General features: G+C 69.5%; 23 protein-coding genes. All 23 read right to left on the bottom strand.

Annotation, left to right across the window (positions count from 1 at the left end; genetic code table 11):
* Nucleotides 1-55: 55 nt before the first annotated feature.
* The 23 genes from C3K08_RS04390 to C3K08_RS04280 all read right to left on the bottom strand — a co-directional run bounded on the left by C3K08_RS04390 (nucleotide 56) and on the right by C3K08_RS04280 (nucleotide 25,496).
* A complete protein-coding gene (locus C3K08_RS04390) occupies nucleotides 56-1,516 on the bottom strand; it encodes an NADH-quinone oxidoreductase subunit N (protein ID WP_104990198.1) in 1,461 nt (486 codons plus the stop codon).
* Complete coding sequence (locus tag C3K08_RS04385; protein ID WP_104990197.1) at nucleotides 1,517-2,941, bottom strand: NADH-quinone oxidoreductase subunit M; 1,425 nt, start codon at nucleotides 2,939-2,941, stop codon at nucleotides 1,517-1,519.
* Nucleotides 2,938-4,854 (bottom strand): NADH-quinone oxidoreductase subunit L, encoded by a 1,917-nt coding sequence (gene nuoL / locus C3K08_RS04380; RefSeq protein WP_199776992.1) that lies wholly within the window; start codon nucleotides 4,852-4,854, stop codon nucleotides 2,938-2,940. The genes C3K08_RS04385 and nuoL overlap by 4 nt, the downstream gene beginning before the upstream one ends.
* 6 nt (nucleotides 4,855-4,860) lie before the next feature.
* Nucleotides 4,861-5,163: an NADH-quinone oxidoreductase subunit NuoK gene (gene nuoK, locus C3K08_RS04375; protein WP_104991912.1), complete on the bottom strand. Its 303-nt coding sequence runs from the start codon at nucleotides 5,161-5,163 to the stop codon at nucleotides 4,861-4,863.
* A gap of 5 nt (nucleotides 5,164-5,168) precedes the next feature.
* Nucleotides 5,169-5,756 (bottom strand): NADH-quinone oxidoreductase subunit J, encoded by a 588-nt coding sequence (locus C3K08_RS04370; RefSeq protein WP_104990195.1) that lies wholly within the window; start codon nucleotides 5,754-5,756, stop codon nucleotides 5,169-5,171.
* A gap of 43 nt (nucleotides 5,757-5,799) precedes the next feature.
* Nucleotides 5,800-6,339: an NADH-quinone oxidoreductase subunit NuoI gene (gene nuoI / locus C3K08_RS04365; RefSeq protein WP_104990194.1), complete on the bottom strand. Its 540-nt coding sequence runs from the start codon at nucleotides 6,337-6,339 to the stop codon at nucleotides 5,800-5,802.
* Between the two features lie 37 nt (nucleotides 6,340-6,376).
* Nucleotides 6,377-7,546 carry an NADH-quinone oxidoreductase subunit NuoH gene (gene nuoH / locus C3K08_RS04360; protein ID WP_104990193.1) on the bottom strand — a complete coding sequence of 390 codons (1,170 nt, stop codon included), beginning with the start codon at nucleotides 7,544-7,546 and terminating at the stop codon, nucleotides 6,377-6,379.
* Nucleotides 7,546-9,726 carry an NADH-quinone oxidoreductase subunit NuoG gene (gene nuoG / locus C3K08_RS04355; protein ID WP_104990192.1) on the bottom strand — a complete coding sequence of 727 codons (2,181 nt, stop codon included), beginning with the start codon at nucleotides 9,724-9,726 and terminating at the stop codon, nucleotides 7,546-7,548. Before nuoG ends, nuoH begins: the two co-directional genes overlap by 1 nt.
* On the bottom strand, nucleotides 9,723-11,063 hold the full coding sequence (nuoF, locus tag C3K08_RS04350) for an NADH-quinone oxidoreductase subunit NuoF (protein ID WP_104990191.1): 1,341 nt from the start codon (nucleotides 11,061-11,063) through the stop codon (nucleotides 9,723-9,725). The genes nuoG and nuoF overlap by 4 nt, the downstream gene beginning before the upstream one ends.
* Nucleotides 11,060-11,689 (bottom strand): NADH-quinone oxidoreductase subunit NuoE, encoded by a 630-nt coding sequence (nuoE, locus tag C3K08_RS04345; RefSeq protein WP_104990190.1) that lies wholly within the window; start codon nucleotides 11,687-11,689, stop codon nucleotides 11,060-11,062. Before nuoE ends, nuoF begins: the two co-directional genes overlap by 4 nt.
* Before the next feature lie 60 nt (nucleotides 11,690-11,749).
* Nucleotides 11,750-12,976, bottom strand: a complete 1,227-nt coding sequence (gene nuoD / locus C3K08_RS04340) for an NADH dehydrogenase (quinone) subunit D (RefSeq protein WP_104990189.1) — start codon at nucleotides 12,974-12,976, stop codon at nucleotides 11,750-11,752.
* Nucleotides 12,973-13,590: an NADH-quinone oxidoreductase subunit C gene (locus C3K08_RS04335; protein WP_104991911.1), complete on the bottom strand. Its 618-nt coding sequence runs from the start codon at nucleotides 13,588-13,590 to the stop codon at nucleotides 12,973-12,975. Before C3K08_RS04335 ends, nuoD begins: the two co-directional genes overlap by 4 nt.
* Nucleotides 13,587-14,123 (bottom strand): NADH-quinone oxidoreductase subunit B family protein, encoded by a 537-nt coding sequence (locus C3K08_RS04330; protein ID WP_104990188.1) that lies wholly within the window; start codon nucleotides 14,121-14,123, stop codon nucleotides 13,587-13,589. The genes C3K08_RS04335 and C3K08_RS04330 overlap by 4 nt, the downstream gene beginning before the upstream one ends.
* Before the next feature lie 121 nt (nucleotides 14,124-14,244).
* Nucleotides 14,245-14,580, bottom strand: a complete 336-nt coding sequence (locus C3K08_RS04325) for an NADH-quinone oxidoreductase subunit A (RefSeq protein ID WP_104991910.1) — start codon at nucleotides 14,578-14,580, stop codon at nucleotides 14,245-14,247.
* Between the two features lie 446 nt (nucleotides 14,581-15,026).
* Nucleotides 15,027-16,178 (bottom strand): sensor histidine kinase KdpD, encoded by a 1,152-nt coding sequence (locus C3K08_RS04320; protein ID WP_104990187.1) that lies wholly within the window; start codon nucleotides 16,176-16,178, stop codon nucleotides 15,027-15,029.
* 126 nt (nucleotides 16,179-16,304) lie between these two features.
* Entirely contained in the window at nucleotides 16,305-17,174 is an 870-nt protein-coding gene (locus C3K08_RS04315; protein ID WP_104990186.1) for a carbohydrate ABC transporter permease, read from the bottom strand.
* Nucleotides 17,171-18,295: a carbohydrate ABC transporter permease gene (locus C3K08_RS04310; protein ID WP_199776991.1), complete on the bottom strand. Its 1,125-nt coding sequence runs from the start codon at nucleotides 18,293-18,295 to the stop codon at nucleotides 17,171-17,173. Before C3K08_RS04310 ends, C3K08_RS04315 begins: the two co-directional genes overlap by 4 nt.
* 71 nt (nucleotides 18,296-18,366) lie before the next feature.
* Nucleotides 18,367-19,617 (bottom strand): ABC transporter substrate-binding protein, encoded by a 1,251-nt coding sequence (locus C3K08_RS04305; protein ID WP_104990184.1) that lies wholly within the window; start codon nucleotides 19,615-19,617, stop codon nucleotides 18,367-18,369.
* On the bottom strand, nucleotides 19,614-20,921 hold the full coding sequence (locus tag C3K08_RS04300) for an ROK family transcriptional regulator (RefSeq protein WP_104990183.1): 1,308 nt from the start codon (nucleotides 20,919-20,921) through the stop codon (nucleotides 19,614-19,616). The genes C3K08_RS04305 and C3K08_RS04300 overlap by 4 nt, the downstream gene beginning before the upstream one ends.
* A gap of 196 nt (nucleotides 20,922-21,117) precedes the next feature.
* Nucleotides 21,118-22,668 (bottom strand): lysine--tRNA ligase, encoded by a 1,551-nt coding sequence (lysS, locus tag C3K08_RS04295; protein WP_104990182.1) that lies wholly within the window; start codon nucleotides 22,666-22,668, stop codon nucleotides 21,118-21,120.
* 98 nt (nucleotides 22,669-22,766) lie between these two features.
* Nucleotides 22,767-23,255, bottom strand: coding sequence for a GreA/GreB family elongation factor (locus C3K08_RS04290; protein ID WP_104990181.1), 489 nt, complete (start codon nucleotides 23,253-23,255; stop codon nucleotides 22,767-22,769).
* A gap of 110 nt (nucleotides 23,256-23,365) precedes the next feature.
* Complete coding sequence (locus C3K08_RS04285; RefSeq protein ID WP_104990180.1) at nucleotides 23,366-24,499, bottom strand: sugar MFS transporter; 1,134 nt, start codon at nucleotides 24,497-24,499, stop codon at nucleotides 23,366-23,368.
* Nucleotides 24,500-24,545: 46 nt separating this feature from the next.
* Nucleotides 24,546-25,496, bottom strand: coding sequence for a hypothetical protein (locus tag C3K08_RS04280; RefSeq protein WP_234009160.1), 951 nt, complete (start codon nucleotides 25,494-25,496; stop codon nucleotides 24,546-24,548).
* Nucleotides 25,497-25,520 lie beyond the last annotated feature (24 nt).

Genomic DNA, 25,520 nt, shown 5'->3' with positions numbered 1-25,520 from the left:
CAAAGGAAGAGGAGCGAAAGCAGATGCCTTCGCTCCTCTTCCTTTGGCGTCTCCCCTACCGCCCCGCCAACAGCTCCCAGATTGCCGGGTCCGCCACCCACCCGTACCACAGGTTGGGCAGCAGCCCCAGCACGGTGATTCCGGCGACGCCCAGCGCCACCGTCAGGTTGGTCGCGGGGCGCTGGCCGTGCGCGTACTCGCGGGCGGGGGTGCGGTCGGGCATGAACAGCAGCATCGCGGGGCGCAGGTAGTACACCAACGCCGCCACGCTCGCCAGCACCGCGAGGATGCTCAGCCAGACGTACCCGTTCTGAAAGGCCGCCTGGAACGCGAGGTACTTGCCGAAAAAGCCCGCGAAGGGCGGCAGCCCCGCGAGACTGGCGAGGCACACCGCCAGCGCGATCGCGTAGCCGGGGTGCCGGTAGTACAACCCGCGCAAGTCGCTGATCTCCATCCCGGCCTCGCTGCGTTGCAGGGCCGCCACGACTGCCAGGGCGGCCGCCGTCATCAGCGTGTAGATCAGCAGGTAGTAGCCCAGCGCCGCGCCGCCCAGCCCCGGTGTACCCAGCAGGGTCATCGCCACGAAGCCGGTGTGGGCAACCGCCGAATACGCCAGCATCCGCTTGAAGTTGGTCTGGAACAGCGAGGCCGCGTTCCCGATAATCAAGGTCGCCGCGATCAGGAGTTGCAGCGCCGAGGCCCAGAAGGGCGCGTTTTGCAGCGCCCCGCCGAAGACCCGCAGCATTCCCGCGAAGGCCGCGACCTTGACCACCGTGCTCAGGAAGAGGCTGACCGAGGTGGGCGCCCCGGAGTACACGTCGGGCGTCCACTGGTGGAAGGGGGCCAGCGCCACCTTGAACCCGAAGCCCGCCAGCAGCAGCAGCGCCCCGCCCACGAGGAGGCCGAGATTGCCGGGAGTCAGGCCCGCCGTCGCCTCCGCGATGCCCGCGTAGCTCAGGCTGCCCGTCGCCCCGTACACCAGCGCGAGACCGTAGATCAGGATGGCGCTGCCCACCGACCCCAGCAGGAAGTACTTCAGGCCGGATTCCTCGGCGCGGCGCGAGTCCTGCAGGGTCGCCAGCACGTAGCTTGCCAGACTCATGACCTCCAGCCCGATCAGCATCACGATCAGGTCGCCGGAGAAGGCGATCAGCAGCGTCCCGGTGATCGCGTACATCAGCATCGCGTCAAACTCCGGAAAGCTCACGCGGGCGCGGTAGGCCGTGTCCAGGCTCACCAGCAGGGTCATCACGCTGCCCGCCAGAATCGTGAGGCCCAGCAGGATGGCGGCGTTGTCGGCTTGCAGGCCGCCGCCGAAGGCGGTCGCCGGGACCTCGCCGGGGCCGCTCCACAGCAGGCCCATCGCCAGTCCGCTCAGAATCAGCAGCGCGAGGTTGATGTAGGTCAGCGTGCGCCGGGGCAGGTGAAAGCCCAGCACCGTGCTGGACACGGCCCCCGCCAGCACCAGCAGGATGGGCAGCAGCGGCGCGAGGGCGATATCAGGAGCTTGCAACATTTATTGCCCCCCCAGGGCAGAGAGCACCCCGCGCACGGCGGGTTGAATCAGGTTGAGCGCGGGGGCCGAGTACACCCCGAAGAGGATGGCGACCGCGAGCGGGATGCCCAGCACCAGCCACTCGGTCTGCCGCAGGTCCGCGACCCGCACCGACCCCAGCGGGCGCCCCTGCCAGAAGGTCGTCTGGAAGGCCGTCAGCGCGTAGGCGGCGGCGGCGATGGTGGAGAGGCCCGCGATAAACGCCAGCCACGGCGCAACCTGATAGGCCCCCAGCAGCACGCTGAATTCCCCGATGAAGCCCGCCAGTCCCGGCACGGCGATGGAGGCAAACCACAGCGCCATCGTGAGGCCGCTCAAGGCCCCCGCCTGCGTCATCACGCCGCCCACGCGGGTGTCCACGCTGCCGATGCGGTCTTGCAACATCCCCACGCCCAGGAACAGCGCCCCGGTGTACACGTTCTGGAAGGCCAGCAGGTACAGCGCTCCCACGGTGGCCGTCTCGTTCAGGCTGAAGATGCCCAGCCCCACGATGCCCATGTGCGAGAGCCCCGCGTAGGCCAGCAGCCGCTTCCAGTTCGTCTGCCGGAAGGCGATCCAGGCCCCGTACAGCGCGGTAAAGGCCGCGAGCGCCATCAGCACCGGGCGCAGTTCCAGCGAGGCGTCCGGGAAAAGGGGCAGCGCGAAGGCGAACAGCCCGTAGCCGCCCACCTTGTACAGGGTGCCCATCAGGTCGGGAATCCCGCTGGCGTGGTTCTGCTCGTGGAAGTCGGGGAGCCAGGCGTGCAGCGGCCACAGCGGGAGCTTGACCGCCATCGCCGCGAGGAAGCCCAGGTACAGCCACGTCTGCGCGGCGCCCTCCACCGGGAAGCGCACCAGATCGGCCAGCGCGAAGGTCGGGCTGCCCCCGTAGTAGCGCACCCCGATGATGGAGAGCAGCATCAGCAGGCTGCCCAGCAGCGTGTACGCCGCGAACTTGACGAGCGCCCGCATCCGCTCCGGGCCGCCGTAGATCGCCAGCATCAGCAGGGAAGGCAGCAGCGCCGCCTCAAAGAACACGTAGAACAGCACGAGGTCGCGGGCGGCGAACAGCCCCAGCAGCGCCGACTCCATCGCCAGCACCAGCGCGAGCATGGTGCCGGGATTCTCGATCCGGCGGGCCGCGTAGATCACGGCCACCAGCGTCATCAGCGCGGTAATCAGGGCGAGGGCGAGGCTCGGCCCCGCGAGTTCCACCGAGTAGGTCGCGCCCAGCGCGGGAACCCAGGGGGCGCTGTAGAGGGCGGCTCCCCCGTCGCGCCACAGCCACAGCCCCAGGCCCAGGGTGAGCGCGGCGAAAAAGCCCGCCACCTCCTCGCGCCACGTGCGCGGCGTGACGAGCAGCAGGAGGGCGCCCAGCAGGGGCAAGAAAATCATCAGGTGAATCACGCGCCGCCTCCAATCGTCCGCAGCGCCCAGTAGCCCAGCAGCAGGGCCGTGCCCAGCAGCATGGACACCGCGTAGGTCCGCACGAAGCCGCTCTGCCAGCGCGAGAACAGCCCGCCGGGGGCCGCGCTGTTGCGGGCCACGCCCGACAGCGTGCCGTCCACGCCCCGGTCCACCGCGTCCAGCCCGGCGGCCAGTGCCCGGCTGGGGGCCGCGACCAGCCCGTCATACACCCGGTCGAGGTACAGCGCGTTCGTGCTCGCCGCGCCCAGCGGCCCGGAGGCCAGCGTGCGGCGGCGGTGCTCGGCGTAGGCCCACAACAGCCCGCCCACCCCGGCGGCCACCGCGAGGATGGTCAAGAGCCACTCGGTCGAGACGGGAATCTCGTGGCCGTGAACCGGAATTGCCCGGCCCAGATAGTCGTCAAAGGCGTGCCCGCCCCCCAGGAAGGTCGGCACATTCAGGAATCCGGCGAAGGTCGCCAGCGCCGCGAGGATGCCCAGCGGCACCTTCATCAGGCCGTCGGCCTCGTGCGGGTGCGTCACGTTGCCCCGGTACTCGCCGCGCCAGACCAGGAAGTACCAGCGGCCCATGTAGTAGGCGGTCAGGAAGGCCACGCCCAGCCCGATCACGTACAGGCCCGGACTCGCTTCAAAGGCGGAGGCCAGAATCGCGTCCTTGGAGAAAAAGCCGCTCCAGATGGGAATCCCGGCGATCGCCAGCACGCCCATCAGGGCCGTGATGTGGGTAAAGGGCATGAACTTGCGCATTCCGCCCATGCGCCGCACGTCCTGCTCCTCGTGCAGCGCGTGAATCACCGCGCCCGCCGAGAGGAACAGCAGCGCCTTGAAAAAGGCGTGCGTCAGCAGGTGGAACACGCCCGCCGAGTAGGCGTGCAGGCCCACGGCCATGAACATGTAGCCGAGTTGCGAGACGGTGGAGTACGCCAGGATCTTCTTGATGTCATGCTGGTTGAGCGCCGAGAGCGCCCCGTACAGCGCGGTCAGGCCGCCGACCCAGGCCACCCAGGTCGAGGCCGTCGGTGCGAGGTCGTACAGGAAGTGGCTGCGGGCGATCAGGTACACGCCCGCCGTGACCATCGTGGCGGCGTGGATCAGCGCGGAGACGGGCGTCGGCCCCGCCATCGCGTCCGGCAGCCAGGTTGTCAGCGGCAACTGGCCCGACTTGCCCACCGCGCCCACGAGCAGGAAGAGGCAGGCGAGTTCGATTCCGGCGACGGCCACCTGTGCCCCCTCCACCCGCTCGGCCAGCTCGGGAATCACCAGCGTGCCGTACAGCTTGTAGATCAGGAACATCCCCAGCATGAAGCCGAGATCCCCGATGCGGTTCATGATGAAGGCCTTGCGGGCGGCGTTGGAGTTCGCCACGCCCTCACGGTCGCTGGCCTCGCGCACATCCTTCTGGGACGCCTCCGAGTTGCGGCCCGAGAACCAGAAGCCGATCAGGAGGTAGGACGCCATGCCCACCCCCTCCCAGCCCACGAACATCAGCGGGTAGGAGTCGGCGAGGACCAGAATCAGCATCATCGCCACGAAGAAGTTCAGGAAGGCGAAGAAGCGAGCGAACCCCCGGTCGTGGCCCATGTAGCTCACCGAGTACAGGTGAATCAGGAAGCCCACGCCCGTGATGATCAGGGCCATCAGCGCGGAGAGCTGGTCGTACCAGAAGCCCACCGACAGGTTGGCGTTCAGCGCCATGTTGGGCAGCCACGTCCACAGCACCTCGCGGGCGGGCTCGTCGCCCTGACCGAGGTAGCGCATCACGGCGATGACGAAGCTCACCAGCACCGTGCCCGACGCGAGCCAGCCCGCCGAGCGACCGGGAAAGAGACGGGGAAAGAGCATCAGCAGCGCGAAGCCGATGAGCGGCAGCAGGGGAAGCAGATACAGGGGCACGCGCACTCAGCCTTTCAATGTGGCGAGGTCGTCCACGTTGGTCGTCTCGCGCTTGCGGAAGATGGCGACGATGATGGCGAGGCCGATGGCGACCTCGGCGGCGGCCAGCGTCATCACGATAAAGACGGCCGTCTGCCCGGCGAGGTCGCCCCACGACCGGGCAAAGGCCACGAGCGCGAGGTTGGCGGCGTTCAGCATCAGCTCGACACTGAGGAAGATCATGATCGCCGTGCGGCGGGTCAGCACCCCGATCATCCCGATGGCGAAGAGCAGCCCAGAGAGGGCCACGTAGTAGGCGGTCGGTGCCATGTCCATCAGGCCCTCACCCCGCCTTCGGGGGCCGTGCGCTCGGGCGCTTCGCCGGGCAACGCCACGCCCTCGGCGTCGGTCAGGCCGTCGGGCTGGGGCACGGGCCGCTTGACGAGCGCCACCGACCCCACGATGGCGACGAGCAGCAGGATGCTCACCGCCTCAAACGGCAGCAGGAAACGCGTCAGCAACGTCTCGCCCACCGCGCCCGCCGTGCCGCCGCGCAGCACCGCTGCGCTTTCAGTGAGGGGCCGGGGATCGCGGTAGGAGAAAGCGATGATCGCCAGCGCTCCCGCCAGAATCACCCCGCCGAGGCCCGCCAGTTCGCGCACGAAGGGCACCGGGTCGCGCCCGGTGATGGGCTGGTTGGCGTTGAGCAGCATGATCACGAAGAGAAACAGCACCAGAATCGCCCCGGCGTACACGATCACCTGAATGGCCGCCAGAAAGGACGCGCTCAGGCTGGCAAACAGCCCCGCCACGCTCAGCAGGGTGCCCACCAGTCCCAGCGCCGCGTGAACGGCATTGCGGGCCGCGACCGTGATCACCGCGCCGACGAGGGCGAGCGCTCCCAGAAGGATGAAGGCGATCATGGCTGCCCCCCGGCCGGAATGAAGTTGAGGTCATTTGCCTGGGTCATGTCGGGTACTCCACCCCTTCCAGTTCCTTGCGGGCGCCGCCCTCCACCCGGAAGCCCCGGCGCAGGGGTTTGCCGGTGCGGGCGGCCTCGCGGCGCTGCGGCAGCGAGCCGTCCACGCCCACGAGCATGTCTTCCTTGCCGTACACGAGGTCGCGGTAGCGGTAGTCGGCCATCTCGAACTCGTTGCCCAGCACGACCGCCCCCGTCGGGCAGGCTTCCTCGCACAGACCGCAGAAGATGCAGCGCAGCATGTTGATCTCGTAGACCTTCGCATAGCGCTCGCCGGGGCTGGTGGGGTTGAGGGGGTCGTTCTCGGCCGCCTCCACGTAGATCGCGTAGGCGGGGCAGACGGCGGCGCACAGCGAGCAGCCGATGCACTTTTCCAGGCCGGTGCCGGGGTGCCGGGTCAGCACGTGCCGTCCCCGGAAGCGCGGCTGGAGGGTGGCCCGCTCCTCCGGGTAACTCACGGTCACGGGCTTCTGAAACAGCTTACCCAGGGTCACGCCCATGCCCTTGGCGATGTCGAGCACGCTCATAGTTGCCTCCTCCTTCGGGTGGAGGGGACCGGCACCATCAGTCCCCCCCCAGTGGCCGCGTGGGCCACGAGTCGTCCGCGCCCCGGCGTCCGGTCGGCTTGTTCCACAGCACGCGCACCCGGTCGCTCATGGCGAAGAGGGCGAGCAGCCCCAGCAGGCTCAGCAGTGCCAGCGGCCACAGCCCCAGGCCCCGCGCGAAGGCGAGGTAGGCGGCGGTCATCATGGTGTTGGCGAGCGCGAGCGGCAGCAGCAGCTTCCAGCCGAAGCGCATCAGTTGGTCGTAGCGGAAGCGCGGCAGCGTGGCCCGCACCCAGATGAACAGGAACAGGAAGAAGGCGATCTTGACGACCAGCCATAGAATCGGCCAGCCCGAGATGCCCGGAATCAGGCCTTCCAGGAAGACCGGCCCCCGGTAGCCGCCGAAAAAGAGCGTTGCCATGATCGCCGAGGCCGTGATCATGTTGACGTACTCGGCCATCTGGAAGAGCGCCCACTTAATCGCGGAGTATTCGGTCAGGTAGCCCGCCACGAGTTCCTGCTCGGCTTCCGGCAGGTCGAAGGGGGTGCGGTTGGTCTCCGCGAAGGAGCTGACGAGAAACAGCGCGAAGCCTAGTGACTGGAACAGCAGCATCCACCCGTTGGCGGCCTGCCACTCCACGATGTTCACGAAGGCCGTGCTGCCCACCAGCATCAGCAGGCCCAGAATGCTCAGGCCCATGCCGAGTTCGTAGGAGATCATCTGGGCGCTGGAACGCAGGCCGCCCAGGATGGGATACTTCGAGCCCGAGGCCCAGCCCCCCAGGAAGATGCCGTACACGCCCATGGAGGTGATCGCCAGCAGCGCGAGGATGCCCGCGTCGAGCTGGTAGACCCAGGGGTCTTCCCCGAACAGCGAGCCCGCCGGACCCGCCGGGATGCCCCCAAAGGCGGTCAGCGCCATGCCGATGGCGACGATGGGGGCCACCGTGTAGACCAGCTTGTCGGCCAGCGTGACGCGCAGGTCTTCCTTGAAGATGCTCTTGACCGCGTCGGCGAGGGGCTGGAGCAGGCCTCCCGGCCCCACCCGGTTCGGGCCGTAGCGAATCTGCATCCGGGCGAGCAGCCGCCGCTCGACCAGGGTCATGTAGGCAAAGGTGGTCAGCAGCGCGAGGGCGACCAGCACGCCCTTGAGCAGCGTGATCAGCAGTGTGGCGAGCCAGTCGGGCATCAGTCGTCTCCTCCCGGCTGCGGCGAGGGCGCCATCGGCAGTTCCCACAGCTCGGTGCGGGCCTCGCGGCCCAGGACACCGCTGCCCCGGCGCTCGGGGTGCGGCACCATGCGCGGCTTCCAGAGCTGCGGCTTATAGGCCAACCCGGTGGCCGCGTCCTGCGGGGGCCGGGGCGGCTGAATGACCCCCTTCTCGGGCACGTCGGCCAGCCGCAGTCCGTAGCGGCCCTCCAGCCAGGTCTGTGCTCCACGCAATCCACGCACCGGGGGCCGAATGCCCAGCGCCTCGGCCACCGCGACGAGGGCGCGAATCAGGTCGGCTCCCTCGCCCGCCCGCAGCGGGGCTTGCGTGAGCGGCAGCAACCGGCCTTCGAGGTTCACGGTGGTGCCGCGCTTCTCGTAGTTCGTGACGGCAGGCAGGACCACGTCGGCCAGTTGCGCGGTCGCGGTGAGGTGCGTGTCGTGCACGACCGTGAAGCCGCGGGCGCGGCCCGGCAGGCCCTGGGCGGCGGGGTCCAGGCGCGAGAGGAACGCCGCCCCCACCCCGTCCAGCCGCGCGTAGGGCAGGCCCCCCGTGCCAGGCACGAGGTTGAGGCCCCCCAGCCCCCGGCTGTTCGCCCCGGCGGGAATGGCGAGCACCTTCGCGCCCACCCGCGCGGCGAGGCTGTTCAGCACCGCCGAGAAAGCCGCGTCGGCCCCGTTCAGCACGTCGGCGCCCAGGATCAGCACGGGTTTCTCGGCCCCTTCCAGCAGCCGCAGCGCTGCCTGAAGTTCGGGGGTGTCGGGGCGGGCGAGGCGGGTCAGGGCGTCCGGCCCGCTGGCCGCAACCCGGATCCCCGCGTGCTCCCACAGCCGCGACTCGCGCCCGATCACGGCCAGTTTCTCGGGCTGGCGGGCGGGCCGCTCGGTGAGGCGCAGGTCCGCGATGGCGGTGCCGTGCGCGAACTCGGCGGGCAGCAGGCCGCCGCGCAGGGCCTCCAGAATCCGCAGCTCGACGACCGGGGCCTCCTCGCCCAGGTCAGCCCCCAGCACCACGACCCCGTCGGCGGTCGCCACGTCGGTCAGGGTGGCGGTGCCCATCGGGGTATGGGCGTAGCGCGGCCAGTGGTCGAGAGAGGCGGTGCCGATGGCTTCGGCGAGGGCGACGAGCGCCGCCCCCTCCTCCAACGTGGAGTCGGCGTTCAGGTACAGGCCCACGCTCCCGCCGTGCCCCAGGAAGCCCTGGCGCATCGCGTCCACGGCCTGGTCCCAGGTGGCCTCGCGCAGCTCGCCGCCGACGCGCACCAGCGGCAGGGTCAGGCGCTCCTCGGTGGCGAAGACGTGCCCGAAGCGGCCCGCGTCGCAGATCCACATCTCGTTCACGTCGCGGTTCTCGCCCGCCACGACGCGCTCCAGGCGGCCGTTGCGGGCGTCCACGACGATGGAGCAGCCCACCGGACACAGGGTGCAGGTGGTCGGGGTGTGGTCGTACTCCCAGTTGCGGCCCCGGAAGCGGGCCACGTTGTCGAGCAGTGCCCCCACCGGGCAGATGTCCGCGATGTTGCCCTGGAAGCCGACCGGCAGGCCGCCCTCCTCCGTGTCGATAAAGGTGTGCCCGCCGCGCTCGATAAAGTCGAGCACCTCCTGCCCCGGCACCTCCTCGAAGTAGCGCACGCAGCGCTTGCAGTGGATACAGCGTTCCTGGTCGAGGATGATGAAGTCCGACAAGGCGTAGTGCTTGTCCGCGTGGCGGCGGTCGAAGCCGTAGCGGCTGGCCCCGTACCCGTACTCGAAGGCGCGGTCTTGCAGTTCGCAGGCGCCGCCCTTGTCGCAGGTGGGGCAGTCGAGCGGGTGGTTCAGGAGCGTGAACTCCATCATGCCCGCCTGCGCCTTGGCGACCACGTCCGAGGTCTTGGCGGTGCGGATGTGCATCCCATCGGTGGCCTGCAGGGTGCAGGACGCCATCGGCTTGGGCATCCAGAAGATCTTGGGCTGCCCGGTCGCCTCGTCGAGTTCGAACTGCCCGTCCTTGCCCTTGCGGGGCGTTCCGGCTTCCACCAGGCACATCCGGCAGGCGCCCACGGGCGAGAGGTACGGGTGGGCACAGAAATACGGCACGTCGCGCCCGGCGTGAAACACCGCGTCGATCGCGCTGGTGCCCGCCGGGAGGTCGACGGCGATGCCGTCGATGGTGACTTTCATTCGTTCCTCCAGCGGTTGCGGGCCGGGTACGTAGGCTGGCCCGTCTGCACCAGCACGTCGTACTCGTCGCGGAAAAGCTTGATGGAGCTGAGGACCGGCCCCAGGCAGGCGTCGGCGAGCGCACAGAAGGAGCGGCCCCCGATGTTTTCCGACATGTCGAGAACCAGCTCCACGTCGCCGGGCACGCCGCGCCCGCGCACGAGCTTCTCGTACATCTTGACCATCCAGCCGCTGATGCCCTCGCGGCAGGGGGTGCACTTGCCGCAGGACTCGTGGGCGTAGAAGCGCACGAGGTTCCACGTCACGTCCACGATGCAGTCGGCCTGCGGGATGAGGGTGACCCCGCCCGTGCCCAGCATGGACCCGGCGGCGGCGATCGCCTCGTAGTCCATCGGCGTGTCCAGCGTGGCCTCGTCCCAGCGCAGCATCGGGCAGGAGGACCCGCCGGGGATGATCGCCTTGATGGGTTCCAGCGGCCCCCCCGCCCAGTCATAGATCAGCTCGCGGAAGGTGGTTCCCAGCGGCAACTCGTACACGCCGGGCCGCGCCACCGGGCCGGAAATCTGGAAGAGCTTCATGCCCTTGGACTTTTCGGTGCCCATCGAGGCGTGCCAGTCGGCGCCGTACTTCAGAATCTGGGTCGCCGCGCAGAAGGTCTCCACGTTGTTGATGGTCGTGGGCAGGCCATACAGTCCGGCGGCGGCGGGAAAGGGCGGCTTGAGGCGGGGATTGGCCCGCAGACCCTCCAGCGAGTTCATCAGCGCGGTTTCCTCCCCGCAGATGTACGCCCCGGCTCCCCGGTGCACGTAGAGCTGGAAGTCGAAGCCGCTGCCCAGCACGTTCTTGCCCAGCAGCCCTGCTTCCCGCGCTTCCTCGATGGCGGCCCACATCCGCTCGGCGGCATGGACATACTCGCCCCGGATGTAGATGTAACCCACCGACGCCCGCATCGCGTACCCGCCGATCAGCATTCCCTCGATCAGTTGGTGCGGGTCTTCGGACAGCAGGTAGCGGTCTTTGAAGGAACCCGGCTCGGACTCGTCGGCGTTGCAGATGATGAAGTGCGGCTTGCCGTCGTTCAGCGGCATGAAGGACCACTTCAGCCCGGTAGCGAAGCCCGCGCCGCCGCGTCCGCGCAGGCCCGACTTCTTCACCTCGTCGATGACGGCGTCGGGACCCATCGCAAAGGCGCGGCGCACGCCCTCGTAGCCGCCGTGCTCGCGGTAATAGTCCAGCGTCCAGCTCCGGTCCTGGCCCACATGCGCGTACAGGCTGGGGGCGAAGCGGGGGTCTTTCCCGCTGGTGATCGCCCTGGGGGCGGGGTCCGCGACGGTCATGCCTCACCTCCGGCCCCGGCGGGCATGGGCAGCGGCCCCCGGTCGTGGATGCTCGCGCCGACGCGTTCGCCCGTCGCCGTCATCTGCCGCCCGTCCTCACGCACGGTGACGGGCACGGGGTTGTCGGGCGGGGGCGGGGCGTCCTGGCGCAAGGCGGCGATCAAGCGGTCGCACTTGCCGCGGGTCACGTTCTCGTAGTAGCCCTCGTCATTGATCTGCACGACGGGCGCGGTGCCGCACGACCCCAGGCATTCCACCTTCTGCACGCTGAAGCGCCCGTCCGCGCTCACGTCGCCGGGCTGCACGTCGAGGTGGGACACGAGGTGGTCCCACAGCTCGTCACTGCCCGCCAGCGCACACATCAGGGTCGAGCAGACCTGCAGGTGGTACCGCCCGGTGGGGAGGGTGTGGTAGGTCGAGTAGAAGCTCATCACCGAGCGAACTTCGGTGGCGGTAGTGCCGCACAGGGCCGCTATTTCGGCCATTCGCGCTTCCGAAACAAAGCCCTCGGCGTCCTGCACCTCGCGCAGCAGCGGCATCAGCGCCGATCGGCGGCCCTGCGGGCTGTCCGGGTAGCGCGAGAAGATGTCCGCGACGAGGGAGTGTTTGTCTGCGAAGTAACTCAAAGGGGCCTCATCTCCTTACTGAGAAGCACTCGGCCAGCCAGGCGGCCGAAAGCTCAGGACTCACCGGTCTACGTCTCCCAGCACCGGGTCGATGGTCGCCAGGATCGTGATCAGGTCGGCGAACTGCGCTCCCACGCAGGCGTATTCCAGCGCTTGCAGGTTCACGAAGCTGGGCGCCCGGATCTTGACCCGGTACGGCATCGAGCCGCCGTCCGAGACGATGTAGTAGCCGACCTCGCCCCGCGCCGACTCGGTGGGCACGTAGACCTCGCCCCGCGGGGGGTGGAAGCCTTCGGTGACCAGCTTGAAGTGGTGGATGACCGCCTCCATGCTCGTCTCCAGCTCCTGCCGGGGCGGCAGGCTGATCTTGCGGTTGGGGTCCTTGACCGGGCCGGGGCGCAGCTTCTTCAGGGCCTGCCGGATGATGGCGGCACTCTGGCGCATCTCCCACAGCCGCAGGTTGAAGCGGGCGAGGCTGTCCCCGTCGGGGCTGGTGATGACCTCGAAGTCGTATTCCTCGTAGCCGCTGTAGGGATTGTCCTTGCGGTGGTCGAGGGGCACGCCCGAGGCCCGCAGGTTCGGCCCGGTCAGCCCGAGGTCGAGCGCGACCCCTGCCGGAATCACGCCGACGCCCCTGGCGCGGTCGATGAAGATGGGGTTCCCGGCGAACAGGGTGGTGTACTCGTCCACGCCGCGTTCGAGTTGCTCCAGAAAGCGGGCGACCGCCTCCGGCCAGCCGTCGGGCACGTCGCGCGAGAGCCCGCCCACCCGGAAGTAGCCCTGGTTCATGCGGTAGCCGCACACGGCCTCGAACAGGTCCTGCACCGACTCCTTCTCGCGGAAGGCGTAGAAGAAGGGCGTGAGCGCCCCGAGGTCCAGCAGGCCCGTCCCCACAAAGACGAGGTGCGAGTGGATGCGCCCCAGCTCGTGCAGGATCACCCGCACGACCCTGGCCCGCTCGGGCACCTCGGCCCCCAGCAGCTTTTCCACACTCAGGACGTAAGCCAGCTCGTGCCCGAAGGCATGCAGGTAGTCGGTGCGCGGCGCGTAGGTCACGCCCTGGTGGTAGGTGCGGTGCTCGAAGGTCTTCTCGAAGCCGGTGTGCAGGTAGCCCATGTGGGGCGTGACCCGCACCACCCGCTCGCCGTCCATGTCCACCACGAGGCGCAGCACCCCGTGGGTCGAGGGGTGTTGCGGCCCCACGTTCAGCGACATGATCTCGGTGTGCAGCAGCGTGCCCCCCTCGGCGGGGGCCTCGGTGGCAGGGCGCAGGGATTCGGCGGTCATCGTGGTCCCTCCGGCATCACGGGCGGCACCCGGTCCTCGCCCTGGCCCCGGCGCAGCTCGCCGCGCCAGCCGGTCAGGCCCCGGCTCTCCCCGGTCAGCCCGGCGCGGAAGGTGGGCGGGTCGATAAAGCGGCCCTCGCGGAAGAGGGTGGGCGTCTCGCCCAGCGGGAAATCCTTGCGCAGTGCGTGGCCCTCCATGTCGTCGGGGGTCAGGATCTTGCGCAGGTCGGGGTGCCCGTCAAAGACGATGCCCAGCAGGTCGTACACCTCGCGCTCCAGATAGTTGGCGGCCCGCCACACCGGGTAGAGGCTGTCCACGCTCTGCCCGTCTTCCAACCACACCCGCAGGAAGAGCCGCAGGTGCTCGTAGGGGTGGTAGATGTTGTACAGCACGGCAAAACGGGCCGGGCGGGGGTCGGGGTAGGCGAGGTAATCCACCCCCACCGCGTCCATCAGCATGAAGCCGCGCTCGGCCAGCGCCCGCGCCACGTCCCGCACGCGCGGGGCCGGGACGACCACGGTGGGTTCGAGGCTGTCGTCGGGCGTCAGGCCGAAATTGGCGATGACTTCGGTGACGGCCTGCCGCATGGCCTGGCTTCGGTCAGGGGCGGTCATCGGGTCCACGCCTCCACCATTGGGAGTTCCTGCCCACGCTCGTCGAAGGCCTCGCCGCGCACCTTCTTCTGAAGCTGCATCACGGCGTAGATCAGCGCCTCGGGGCGGGGCGGGCAGCCCGGCACGTAGATGTCGACCGGCACGACGTGGTCCACGTTCTGGACAATCGCGTAGTTGTTGAACATCCCGCCCGAGGACGCGCACGCGCCCATCGAGATCACCCACTTGGGGTCGGGCATCTGGTCGTACACGCGGCGCATGACCGGGGCCATCTTTTTGGAGAGGCGCCCCGCCACGATCATCACGTCGGCCTGCCGGGGCGAGGCGCGGAAGACCTCCGAGCCGAAGCGGGCCATGTCGTTGCGCCCGTTGGTCGAACTCATCATCTCGATGGCGCAGCACGCCAGCCCGAAGGTCGCGGGCCACAGGCTGTTGCTGCGGCCCCAGGCCACCAGCTTTTCCAGGCTGGAAAAGAGGATACCCTCGGATTCCAGCTCCTGCCAGTCGCGGTCGAACAGTTCTTTCAGGGCCATGCGGGGACCTCGGGAGGGGGTCTAAGGGTCAAAAGGGCTAAGGGTCTAAGGAGATGGGCCGCCGGGTCTCTTAGACCCTTGGACTCTTCGACCCTTGGACGGCGCGAAGCGCCCGCAGCGCTCAGGTCCACTCCAGCACCCCCTTCTTGAGGATGTAGTAGTAGCCCACCAGCAGCAGCCCCACGAACGTCAGCGCCTCCCAGAAGGCGAACGGCACCAGCTTCTGGTAGGCCACCGCCAGCGGGAAGAAAAAGGCCGTCTCGATGTCGAAAACGATAAAGAGCATGGCGACGAGGTAGAAGTGCACTGGGAAGCGCTGACCGGTGCCCACGCCGCCGTGTTCGGGGTCGTTGCCGCTCTCGTAGGCCATCAGCTTGGTGCGGCTGGCCTTTTTCGGTCCCAGCAGCGCCGAGACGATGACGGCCAGCACGCCGATGCCCAGGGCAATGACCAGCATGATCACGAAATTCGCGTACTCGATGGGAAGCTCCCTTCTGCCCGACGCTCTATCCTTGAACTGCTCGTGAAAAATCGCACGAAAGAGCCAAAAAAAAGAGAGCGGGCCTGACGAAACCGTAACGAAACCGACTTGTGGTACGCCTCATGTTCTAGCACGAGGAGGCCCCTCAGGTTGTGCGCGAACACGCTGTGGAAGCCAGAGGACGGTGGGTTCGCGCGTTCCCGAACCAGGGGGAGGAATCAGACAGATAAGTTGCTCGCAGGCCGTCCGGAATGCCCACCTCCCTCCGAGCGGCACAGTGGCGCCTCAGTGCCTAGAGCACCAAATGACCACCCTGCTGTGGCCGTCTCCGGGTGGGCTGAGACCTGAAATGCACTGGCTTAGCTCCCCCTGCCCACCGGCTGCGGGTTGCCGCCCGTCACCATGCTCAGCCCGCCGCTCCTTTAGCTCAGCAGCTCGACGAACTCGTCCTCATCCTCGGTATCGACAGCGAGCGGTAGGGTCAGCGTAAAAGTGGTGCCGACGCCGCGCTCGGACTCGACCCAGATGCGCCCGCCGTGTTCCTCGACGGCGAGCTTGCAAAAGGCCAGGCCCATCCCGGTGTCGAAGCGGCCATGCAGGGTCAGGCGTGACTGCTCGAAGGCCGCGAAGAGGTTGGGGAGATCTTCTTCCGGGATGCCCTCGCCGTCATCGGCCACGCTGATGTGGGTCTGGTCGCCGTCCTGCCCGACGCGGATGCGGATGGCGCCCCCGGTCGCGGTGTGCTTCATCGCGTTGCTGATCAGGTTGGCGAGCACCCGGCGCAGAATCTCGGGGTCGGCGCGGGTGGGGCTGAGGCCGGGGGCGACCTGCACGTCGACCAGGCGGTCGCGCAGGCCGCTGCCCACGTCGCCCCGGGCCTGCGCGATCACGTCCATAAACATCGGGCTGAACACCAGCTCGGGGCGCAGGCGCATCTTGCCCGCCTGCATCTTGCGCACGTCGAGCATGTTCACCGAGAGGTGCAGCAGGTGCTGCGTCTCGTCGCGGGCGATCTTGAGCAGTTCGCGCAGGTCGGCGGGCACCCGGTCATCGTCCTCCACGACCTCCAGCAGCCCCAGCACCGCCGAGATGGGGTTCTTGAGGTCATGCACGAGCATATGCACGAGCTGGTCGCGCACCCGTTCCTCGTGTTCCCAGTCGTCGAGACGGCCCTGAAGGCGGGCGATGCGGGTCTGGGCCTCGGCGTGGGCGGCGGCGCGGGCGAGCAGGGCACGGACCTGCAGCGCCAGCCCGGCGGGGGGTGTGGCGTCGCTGACCAGGGCGTCGGCCCCCGCCGCGAGCAGGGCGCCCAGGCCCGAGTGCCCCACCGCCAGCCAGTGGGTTCCGGCGAGTTCGGCACGCTGGCGCAGCAGGGGCAGCACCTCGGCCAGCGGAATGCCCGGCGTGCGGTCGTAGAGCAGCGCGGCGGCGGGCGGGCGCAGGTGGGCCTCGCGCAGCAGGGCGTCGGCTCCCGGAATGTGCAGGACCTCCGCCCCCGGCAGGGCGGCGGCGAGGTCAGCCGCCTGACGGGCCTCGGGTGACACGACGAATACGACGGGAAGAACGCTGGTCATGACCTGCCGGGCAGTTTAGAGGCTGCCGCCGGGGCCTGCTGCCGGATTTGTCGCAGGTGGGGAGGACATAGCGCAAAACCCCTCCCCAGAGGAGAGGGGCCGGGGGGACAGTGCCCCGCTCCTCCCCTACCCCTTCACGCTCCCCGCCAGCAGCCCGCGCACGAAGTAGCGCCCCAGCAGCACGTACACCAGCAGGGTGGGCAGCGCGGCGAGAATCGCCCCCGCCATCGGTAGGTTCCAGCTCACCGCCTGCCCGCCCGCGAGTTGCGAGAGCGCGTAGGTCACGGGCTGCGAGGAGGTGTTCGTGAGGGTCGCCGCGAACAGGAACTCGTTCCAGATCTGGGTGAATTCCCAGATCACCACGACCACGAAGGCGGGCACGCTCAGCGGCAGGATGATCCGGCGGTAGATGCCCCAGAACCCCGCTCCGTCGATGGTCGCGGCCTCCACGAGCGCGTCGGGCACCTCGGCGTAGTAGTTGCGGAAGATCAGCGTGGTGATGGGCAGGCCGTAGACCACGTGCGCCAGGATCAGCCCCCCCAGGCTGCCGTACAGCCCCAGCCCCTTGATGAACTGGAAGAGGGGAATCAGGATCGCCTGATAGGGAATGAACATCCCGAACAGCATCAGCGCGAAGAGGGTGTTGGCTCCCCGGAAGGTCCACTTGGACAGGGCGTAGCCGTTCAGCGATCCCAGCACCGCCGACAGCGCGGTCGCGCTCACCGCGAGCAGCAGGCTGTTGCCCACGTTGCCGCCCACCTTGGCCCACGCCTCGCGGAAACTGGCCCAGTTCAGGTCACGCGGCCACTGCCAGGTGGTCGCCAGCGAGATCGCCTCGGGCGTCTTGAAGGCGGTCGCGAGCAGCAGATAGACCGGCAGCAGGAAAAAGAGGGTCGCCAGGACCAGCAGCAGATACAACGCCGCGCGGCTGATGCGGGGCCGGTGCGGCACGGCGGCGGGCGGCGCCGTCGTCACGGGGGGCGCGGTGGTCGTCATGCGTGTCCCTCCTCGCGGCGAAAGGCACTGCTCAGGTACGGCACGATCACGAACGCCACCAGAATCAGGAGGATGGTCCCGATGGCCGCCCCTAGCGCAAACTGGTTTTGCCGGAAGGACGTGAGGTACATGTTCAGCGCGGGCACTGAGGTGTAGGTGTTGTCCGGCCCGGTCATCGCGTACACGAGGTCGAAGATCTTGAGGCTGATGTGTCCCAGGATGATCATCGCGCTGAGCGTGATGGGCGAGAGCAGCGGAAAGACGACGTGGCGGTAGAGGCCCACCTCGTTCGCGCCGTCCACCCGCGCCGCCTCGCGCAGTTCCTCGGGAATCCCGCGCAGCCCGGCGAGGTAGAGGGCCATTGTGTAGCCGCTCATCTGCCACACGGCGGCGAGGATGATGCCGATCAGGGCAAGGTTGAAGCCGTGGATTTCCGGCGCGGGCAGGAGCTGCACGTTCGGCCCCACGAAGACGGCCCAGCCCAGCAGCACGAGGGCACAGGCCCCCGCCACCAGCGTCCGCGTGCGGTTCCCCGCGCGGGCGGCCCGCCACGCGACCACGCCCAGCGCGAGCGCCACCACGGCCGCCGTGAGCAGCGGGACCCGGTTCCAGTCCAGCCCCCAGATCGACGCCGTGCTGCTCAGCCACTCGAAGCGGCCCGGCGGCAGCCCCAACACGGCCGGGAACTGGTTGAGGCCCCCCTGCGGCTGAAGCATCCAGCGCCAGATGGTGCCCGTCACGATAAAGCTCAGGCTCATGGGAAAGAGGAAGATGGTGCGCCACAGCCCCTCGCCGCGTGGGTTGCGGTCGAGCAGCAGCGCGAGCGCGAGCCCCAGCCCCAGCGTCCCTGCGATGAAAAACACCGTGAAAAACAACGTGTTGACGAGTTCCTGCCGGAAGCGGACCTGCAGGAAGCCGGTGAAGAGTTCCTGGTAGTTCGCCAGCCCCACCGGGCGAATCACCGGGTTCAGGGCCAGCGCCTGCGCGGGGTCGTTGCCCCAGTCGGTCAGGCTCACGGCGACGGTGCGCCCGATAAAGCCGTACACGAACACCGCCAGCAGCAGCACGCTGGGCAGCAGCACGAGGACCGACCACAACCGGTCACGGGAGAGGCCTTTCAAGGGATGGTCACCTCCTGATGGTGGGGCAGGCCGGGCACGGGCGGCCCGGACCTGCCCCATGCCCTACGTGCTCAGCGCCCGATGCCCGAGCGGGTGGCGAGCTGCCCGGCGGCGTTGGCGGCGGCCTGCGCGTTGCGGCTGGCGACGAACTGGTCGATCACGGCCCCGAAGGCGCTCATAAAGCTCTCGGGCGCGACGGCCCCGTGCACCAGGCTGCCCACGATGCGGTCCTTGCGCCAGTCGGCAGCCGCACTTCTGGAGTAGGTGTTGTACTTGCTCAGGTCGCTGTCGGTGCGGGCGGCGATGGACCCCTTGAGCGGGTTGAAGGCGTCCTGCCCGGCCTTGGAGCCCAGCACCCGCAGCCAGTTCAGCGCCTCGGCGCGGTTCTTGGCCCCCTTGGGCAGCCCGAAGGAGTCGGCCAGCATCACGAAGGTGCCCGAGGTGCCGGGGCTGGCCGCCCAGCCGAAGCCCGTTCCGGCCCGCAGCTTCTTGGTCGTAGTGAAGTACCCGGCGGCCCAGTCGCCCATGACGTTAAAGGCGCTCGTGCCGTCCACGATCCGGTCGGAAGCCTGCTGCCAGCTCAGGCCGCTGGCGTCCTTGTTGGCGCAGTCCAGCACCCGCCCGAAGGTGGTGAAGCCCTGCACGACCTTGGGGTCGGTGAATTTCGTCTTGCCCGACCACAGGTCCTGCCAGCCCTGAGCCCCGAGGGTGCCGATCATCACGCTCTCCCAGAGGTGCTGCTGGGTCCAGTTCTCGCCCATCACCAGGGGCGCGGCCACGCCCTTGCGCTTGAGGGCCGCGCAGGTCGTCAGGAACTCGTTCCAGGTCTTGGGCGGGGTCACCCCCCAGGTCTTGAGCTTGGCGGGGTTGTACCACATCACGTTCGAGCGGTGAACGTTGACGGGCACGCTCCAGATGCCGCCCCTGGCCGAGAGCAGCGTCACGAGGTCCTTAGGGTAGACCTTGCTCCAGCCCTCGGTGCGGAACAGGCCGCTGAGGTCCTCCATGCGGTTGGCGACGACCCAGGTGCCGATCAGTTCCTGCCCGGCGTGAACCTGGAAGGAGTCGGGGGGCGTGCCGCCCAGCATGCGGGTCTTGAGCACGGCCTTGGCGTTGGTGCCCGCGCCGCCCGAGACGGTCGCGTTGTCCACCGTCACCGAGGGGTACTTCTGGCGGTAGAGCTTGATCAGGGCGTCGAGCGCGGGGCCTTCGTCGCCCGACCACCACGAGAAGATTTCCAGCTTTCCGGCGGCAGAGGCGCTGGACGTGACGGCAAGGGCAGCGGCGAGCAGCGCGGTCTTCTTGGCAAGGGACACGGTCATGGGAAACCTCCAGGGGCAGAAAGGGCGAAGGGCGTGGGCGGCCGCAAGGCGGTGGCGGGCGGCCCCCGGCCCCACGCGGCGACCCGGTAGAGGTGGCGCAACCCTGCCGGGGTGAGAAGCTGGTCAAGCAGCATCGCCCCGGCTCCCAGCACCCCCGTGCGGTCCCCCAGGGTGCCCAGGTCGATGCAGGTGGGATCGGCGTTGACCGACATGGTGCGGCGCAGCGCACTTTCCCGTACGGCCTGCAGCAGCACGTCGCCCGCCTGCGAGAGCCGCCCGCCCAGCACGACCGCCGCCGGGTTGAAGAGGTTCAGCGCCGTGCTGATTGCCACCCCGAGGTGGTGCCCGGCCCCGGTCCAGACCTCGCGGGCGAGGGGGTCGCTGTTCGCCCCCGCGATCAGGGCCGCCAGGGTGAGAGGTTGGGGCAGGGTGGTCGCGGCCCCCGCCGCCCGGAGGGCCTCGGCGGTTTCCAGCAGCACCCGCGCCGCCGCGTAGCTTTCCAGGCTGCCGGGATTCCCGCTGCGGCCCACCGGCCCCTGCTCGTTGATGCTGATGTGGCCGATCTCGCCCGCACCGCCGCGCACCCCCCGGTGCAGCCGCCCGCCCAGCAGCACCCCGGCCCCGATGCCGGTCGCCACCTTGACGTAAATCAGGTCGCGGGCGCCCCGATGCTGCCCGAAGCGCGTCTCGGCCAGCGCCCCTAGGTTGGCGTCGTTGTCCACCCAGGCAGGCAACCCCAGCGCCCGCTCCAGCCCGGCGCGGACGTTCTCGCCGTCCCAGCCGGGCATGTTGGGAGGGCTGATCACCCGGCCGGTCGCGTGGTCCACCGGCCCCGGCACACCCGCCCCCACCCCGGCCACCCGCTCGCGCGGCACCCCAGCCTCGCGCAGCACCTCGGCGGCGAGGTCCGCCAGCCGCGCGTAAGTCGCCTGCGGTCCCGCCAGCACGTCGTGGACGACCTCGCGGCTCGCCAGCGGCCCGCAGCGCAGGTCCAACACCTCCACCCGCAGGTGACTGGCCCCCAGGTCCACCGCGAGCAAGCCCGCCGCCTGCGCCCGCAGGGTGAGGAGGGTGGCGCGGCGGCCCACCTGCCCGCCCCCGCGCTGCCCGGCTTCCTCGACCAGCCTGGCCGCCATCAGTTCGGCCACGATGGAGCTGATCGCGCTGCGCGACAGCCCCAGCTCCCGCGCGAGGTCCACCCGCGCCCGGTCCCCCTCCCACAGCCTGCCCAGCAGCAGCAGCGTGTGCCGCGCCCGGATGGCCGCCAGATCGAGGGGAAGCGGGGGATGAATCGGTGACGCCATGGCACCTCCCGGCAAGCGACAAGGGGCGGCACCCACGCGCAGGTGCCCCGGACAGACTGTCTGAGGCGTTCATGGTGCGCGCTTCCAATTTTGTTTGTCAAATGAACCAATTAACTTGGGATCGGGACCTCCTGAACAGCCCAAAGGGAACTGGGCCAGGCGGCCACAGTTCCCTGACCGGGTGGAGCCCAGTCGCTCAGCCCGGTGAGGGCAGGTTCTCGGCGCCTGCCTTGGGCGCCCCGCTCCCCTCCGGGCGCAGCAGCGGAAACAGCAGCACGTCGCGGATGGAGTCCGCGCCGGTCAGCAGCATGGCGAGGCGGTCGATGCCGATGCCCAGGCCCCCGGCGGGAGGCATGCCGTACTCCAGCGCCAGCAGGAAATCTTCGTCCTGGGCGTGGGCCTCGTCGTCTCCGGCGTCGCGCCGGGCGGACTGGGCCTCGAAGCGGGCACGCTGGTCGAAGGCGTCGTTCAGCTCGGAAAAGGCGTTCGCCAGCTCGAAGCCCGAGCAGAAGACCTCGAAGCGTTCGGTCAGGCCGGGGCGGGTGCGGTGCCCCTTGGCAAGCGGGCTGATCACCGCCGGGTGGTCCATCACGAAGGTCGGGTTGGTCAGGAGCGGTTCCACGAACTCCCCGAACAGCTTGTCGAGCAGCTTGTAGGCGGGCACGGCCTTCCACTGCGGAAAGCGGGCGTCGCTGAACTCGCGCAGGCGGTCAAGGTCCAGCGGATCGAAGTCCAGCTCCGGCACGTGCTCGCGCAGCGCCCCCACGTAGTCCACCCGCGCGAAGGGCGGCGTGAAGTCGAGCGTCTTGCCCCCATACTCGAAGCGGTAGTCCCCGTGCAGCTCCTGCGCCAGCCCGCTGAGCAGGTCCTCGACCAGCCCGGCGATGGCCGAGTAGTCCACGTAGGCCCAGTACAGCTCCAGCATGGTGAACTCGGGGTTGTGGGTGCGGTCGATGCCCTCGTTGCGGTAGACGCGCCCGATCTCGTACACCTTCTCGAAGCCGCCGACGAGCAGCCGCTTGAGGTACAGCTCCAGGCTGATCCGCAGCTTGAAGTCGTGCGAGAGCGCGTTGTGGTGCGTCATGAAGGGCCGGGCCTCCGCGCCGCCCGCCGTGACCTGCAGGGTCGGCCCCTCCACCTCCATGAAGCCCCGCGTGTCCAGCTCGTTGCGGAGGTAACGGATGATGCGGCTGCGGGCCTGAAACTTCTCCCGCGCTCCCTCGGTCACCATCAGGTCGAGGTAGCGGCGCCGCGCCCGCAGTTCCTCGTCTTGCAGGCCGTGGAACTTGCTGGGCAGGGGGTGCAGGCTCTTGACGAGGGGCTGCCACGACGTGACGCGCAGGGTGAGCTGCCCGGTCTTCGTGACGAAGGGAAAGCCCGTGACGCCGATGATGTCCCCGAGGTCGAGCTTCTTGACGCCCTCGAAGGTCTCGGTGTCGGCCTTGGAGAAGTGCAGTTGCAGGCGGCCGAATTCGTCTTGCAGGTCCGCGAAGGCCGCCTTACCCATGTGCCGCAGCAGGGTCACGCGGCCCGCCAGCGCGTACGTCTCCTCCGGCCACTCCTGTCCGGCTTCCAGCCCCCCTTGCGGGTGCGCGGCCAGCACGTCGCGGGTGTGGTGGGTGCGGGGGTAGCTGTAAGGGTGGGCCTCGAAGCCCGCCTCGCGCAGGGCCTGGAGGTTGTTCAGGCGGCTGACGGTCTGTTCGTGCAGGCCCTGACGGGGGTCCGGGGTGGGGGCGGGGTCCGACATGGGGGCGAGAGTAGCAGAAGGGCCGCTGGGCGCAGGGCGGGGCCGCAAAAAGGCCGGGGACCTGCCCCAGCCTCCGGCCGTTGGGGTTTCCCCCGCCCTCAGTATTCGATGTTCTGCACCCGGTACTTGACCTGCTTGCCGTTTTCGAGGTTGACCACAAAGGCCTCGCCCTTCTTGCGGCCCATCAGCTCCTTACCGACCGGGCTGTCTTCCGAGATGCGGGGCAGGCTGCCCCCCAGCACGGCGGCCTCGGGGGCGCTGACGACCTGCACGCGCATGTCCTTTTTGGTGGTCTCGTTGGCGAGGGTCACGACCGCGCCAAGCTCGACCCGGCCGTCGTTCTCGTGGTCCTCGATGATGGAGGCGCGGGCGAGCGTCTCCTCGAGTTCCTCGATGCGGGCCTCGATGCCCATCTTCTCGCGCTTGGCGTCCTCGAGGCCGGTGTCCTCGGTGTCGGCGCTGGTTTCCATCTGCTCTTGCAGGATGCGCGTGGCCTCGTTGAGCCGGGCCTGTTCCTGAGCGAGGGTGCGCTGGAGGCGCTCGTAACCTTCGCGGGTGAGTTTGACCTGCCGGGGTGCCTGAACCACTGGGAAGACCTCCGCTGGGTGGGGGGTGTCGGGGACGGGGTTTCTGAGAATCGCCCGGCATTGTGCCACACGCCCGCCGGGGCGGCAACGCAGGACGCCGGGGGCACGCCTCAGGCGGAGGCGGGCAGGGACCGCTCCGAGACCCGCGCCGTGAAGGCCACCAGCCCGGTCAGCCCCAGCCCCAGCGCGGCCAGCGCGAGGGGCACAGCCTCCGCACCGAAGGCGGCGACGAGCGCCCCCAGGCCCGCCGGGGCCAGCACCCCGCCCGCCGACCCCGCCACCAGCAGGTAGGGCACCTGCCGCGCGGGCAGGCGCGAGGCCGTCCACGCCAGGGTGGTGCCGAACACCGGCCCCAGGCTCAGGCCCGCGAGCACGTAGGCGGCGGGCGCCAGGGCCGGAACGGTCGCTGCCAGCGCCGCGAGGGTCGCCAGGGCGGCGGAGGCCAGGACCAGCCGCGCCGGGGCGATCCGTCCCCCGACCAGCCCGGTCAGCACCCGCCCCAGCGTCAACCCACCCCAGTATCCACTGAGAATCAGGGCGGGGGCCGCGAACCCCACGCTGCCCAGGTGCCGGGCCAGCCACGCCCCGAAGCCCACCTCCATCCCCACGTACAGCCCCAGCACCAGCGCGAAGAGGATCAGCAGCGGCCCCGGCCGGGCGGCCTGGGTCCCGGCGACCGGGGGCCGCAGCCCCGGCACCCCCCAGAGGCGGGTCGCCAGGACGGTGAGCAGGCTCAGCCCCGCGACCACCACGAAGGGCCACGCCAGCGAAACGCCGCCCAGCCCCAGCACCAGCAGCGGCGCGAGGATGCTCCCCACCCCGAACACCGCGTTCACAAGGTTGGCGGCGCGGGTGCCGATGCTCGCGTAGGCCGCGTTGATCGCGGCACTCACCGCACCCAGCCCCAGCCCGCCGAGCAGCGCCGCCGCGACGACCAGGGACCAGGTGGGGGCCACTGCCACCCCCAGCACGCCCAGCGCCAGGATCAGTGCCCCGGCCACCGTCACCGCCCGCACGCTCACGCGCCCCAGCGCCAGCCCAACCAGTGGCGGGGCCGCCGCCGACCCCAGGAAGTGGGCACTCGCCACCCAGCCCACCACGCCCGCCCCGACCCCGTAGCGCTCCTGAAAGAGGGGGAAGGCGGCGCCGTACATCGCTTGAAGCACGCCCAGGGTCAGAAAGGCGACCGCCCCCGGCGCGAGCAGGGAGGCGGTCAGGCGGGTCGGGGCGGGCACGGCGCTCATCGGTGGGGGAGCGTAGCACGTGCCCCGCGCGGCGGGGGTCACTGGGTCACTTGGGCAGCGTCACCAGGCTGACGAGCCAGCGTCCCTGCCCGTCCGGCGTCCACTGGTAGCCCACCGAGGGACCGACCAGGCTGGGCAGCACGCTCAGGCGCAGCAGCAGGTCACCCCGCAGGGTGGTCACGTCGCTCTGCCAGGCGTGCGAGAGGCGGGTGCGGACGGCGCCGACGCCGAAGGCCCCCCCACCAAGGGCAGAGTCGCCCGGCAGGCGGTAGGTCACCCCCGCGTTCGTCTCGTTGTAGCGGCCCAGCCCGAAGGCGGGCACAGCGACCTCGCCGCTCACGAAGCGCTCGAAGTGGGTGGCGTCCAGGGTCAGGCCCGGCAGCGGCGTGGTGTTCAGGACGACCACGGCGTCCATACTCCCCTGCGCGTCCTGCTGCACCGGGAAGGCGAAGAGCCGCGCCGCGCCGCCCACATAGGTGTTGAGCTTGCCGAAGCTGCGGCCGTACCCCGCCGTCGCCTCCGTCTGGGTGTAGGGCACCCCGTCCCCGCCCACGAAGGCCACGCCCACGTTGCCCAGCAGCCGCGCCCGGTTCTCCCACAGCAGGTGTGCGTATCCGGCCGAGAACTTCGAGAGGTTGCCCTTGCCCTGAACCAACCCACCGTATTGCAGCCCCTTCGAGGGATCGTGCGTGACCTCCAGCCGGGGCACGTTGTAGAAGACGCCCGCCGCGAGCGTGGTGTCGTCCACGCGGGTGCTGACGTTGTAGTCCCAGTAGGTCGGTGCCTTGACCACCGAGATGCGGATGTCCTGCGAGAAGAGCAGCGGAAAGGCCCGCACCCCGTACCCGGCTTCCGTCGAGATCACGAGTTCGGTGCTGGCGAAGCGCGAGAGGTAGTCCGGCGGAATCTGGAAGCCCATCAAGGAGGCCGACTGGGCACCGGCCGTTCCGGCGGCGAGGAGGCAGAGGGCAGCGAGGCGGGAGCGGAGCGACTTCACCCCGCTATTTTGCCCGGTTCCGGC

It is taken from the genome of Deinococcus sp. NW-56, from assembly GCF_002953415.1.
Classification (GTDB): domain Bacteria; phylum Deinococcota; class Deinococci; order Deinococcales; family Deinococcaceae; genus Deinococcus.
The sequence above is the reverse complement of the archived record's forward strand: the minus strand, read 5'-3'. Positions and strand labels throughout refer to the sequence as shown.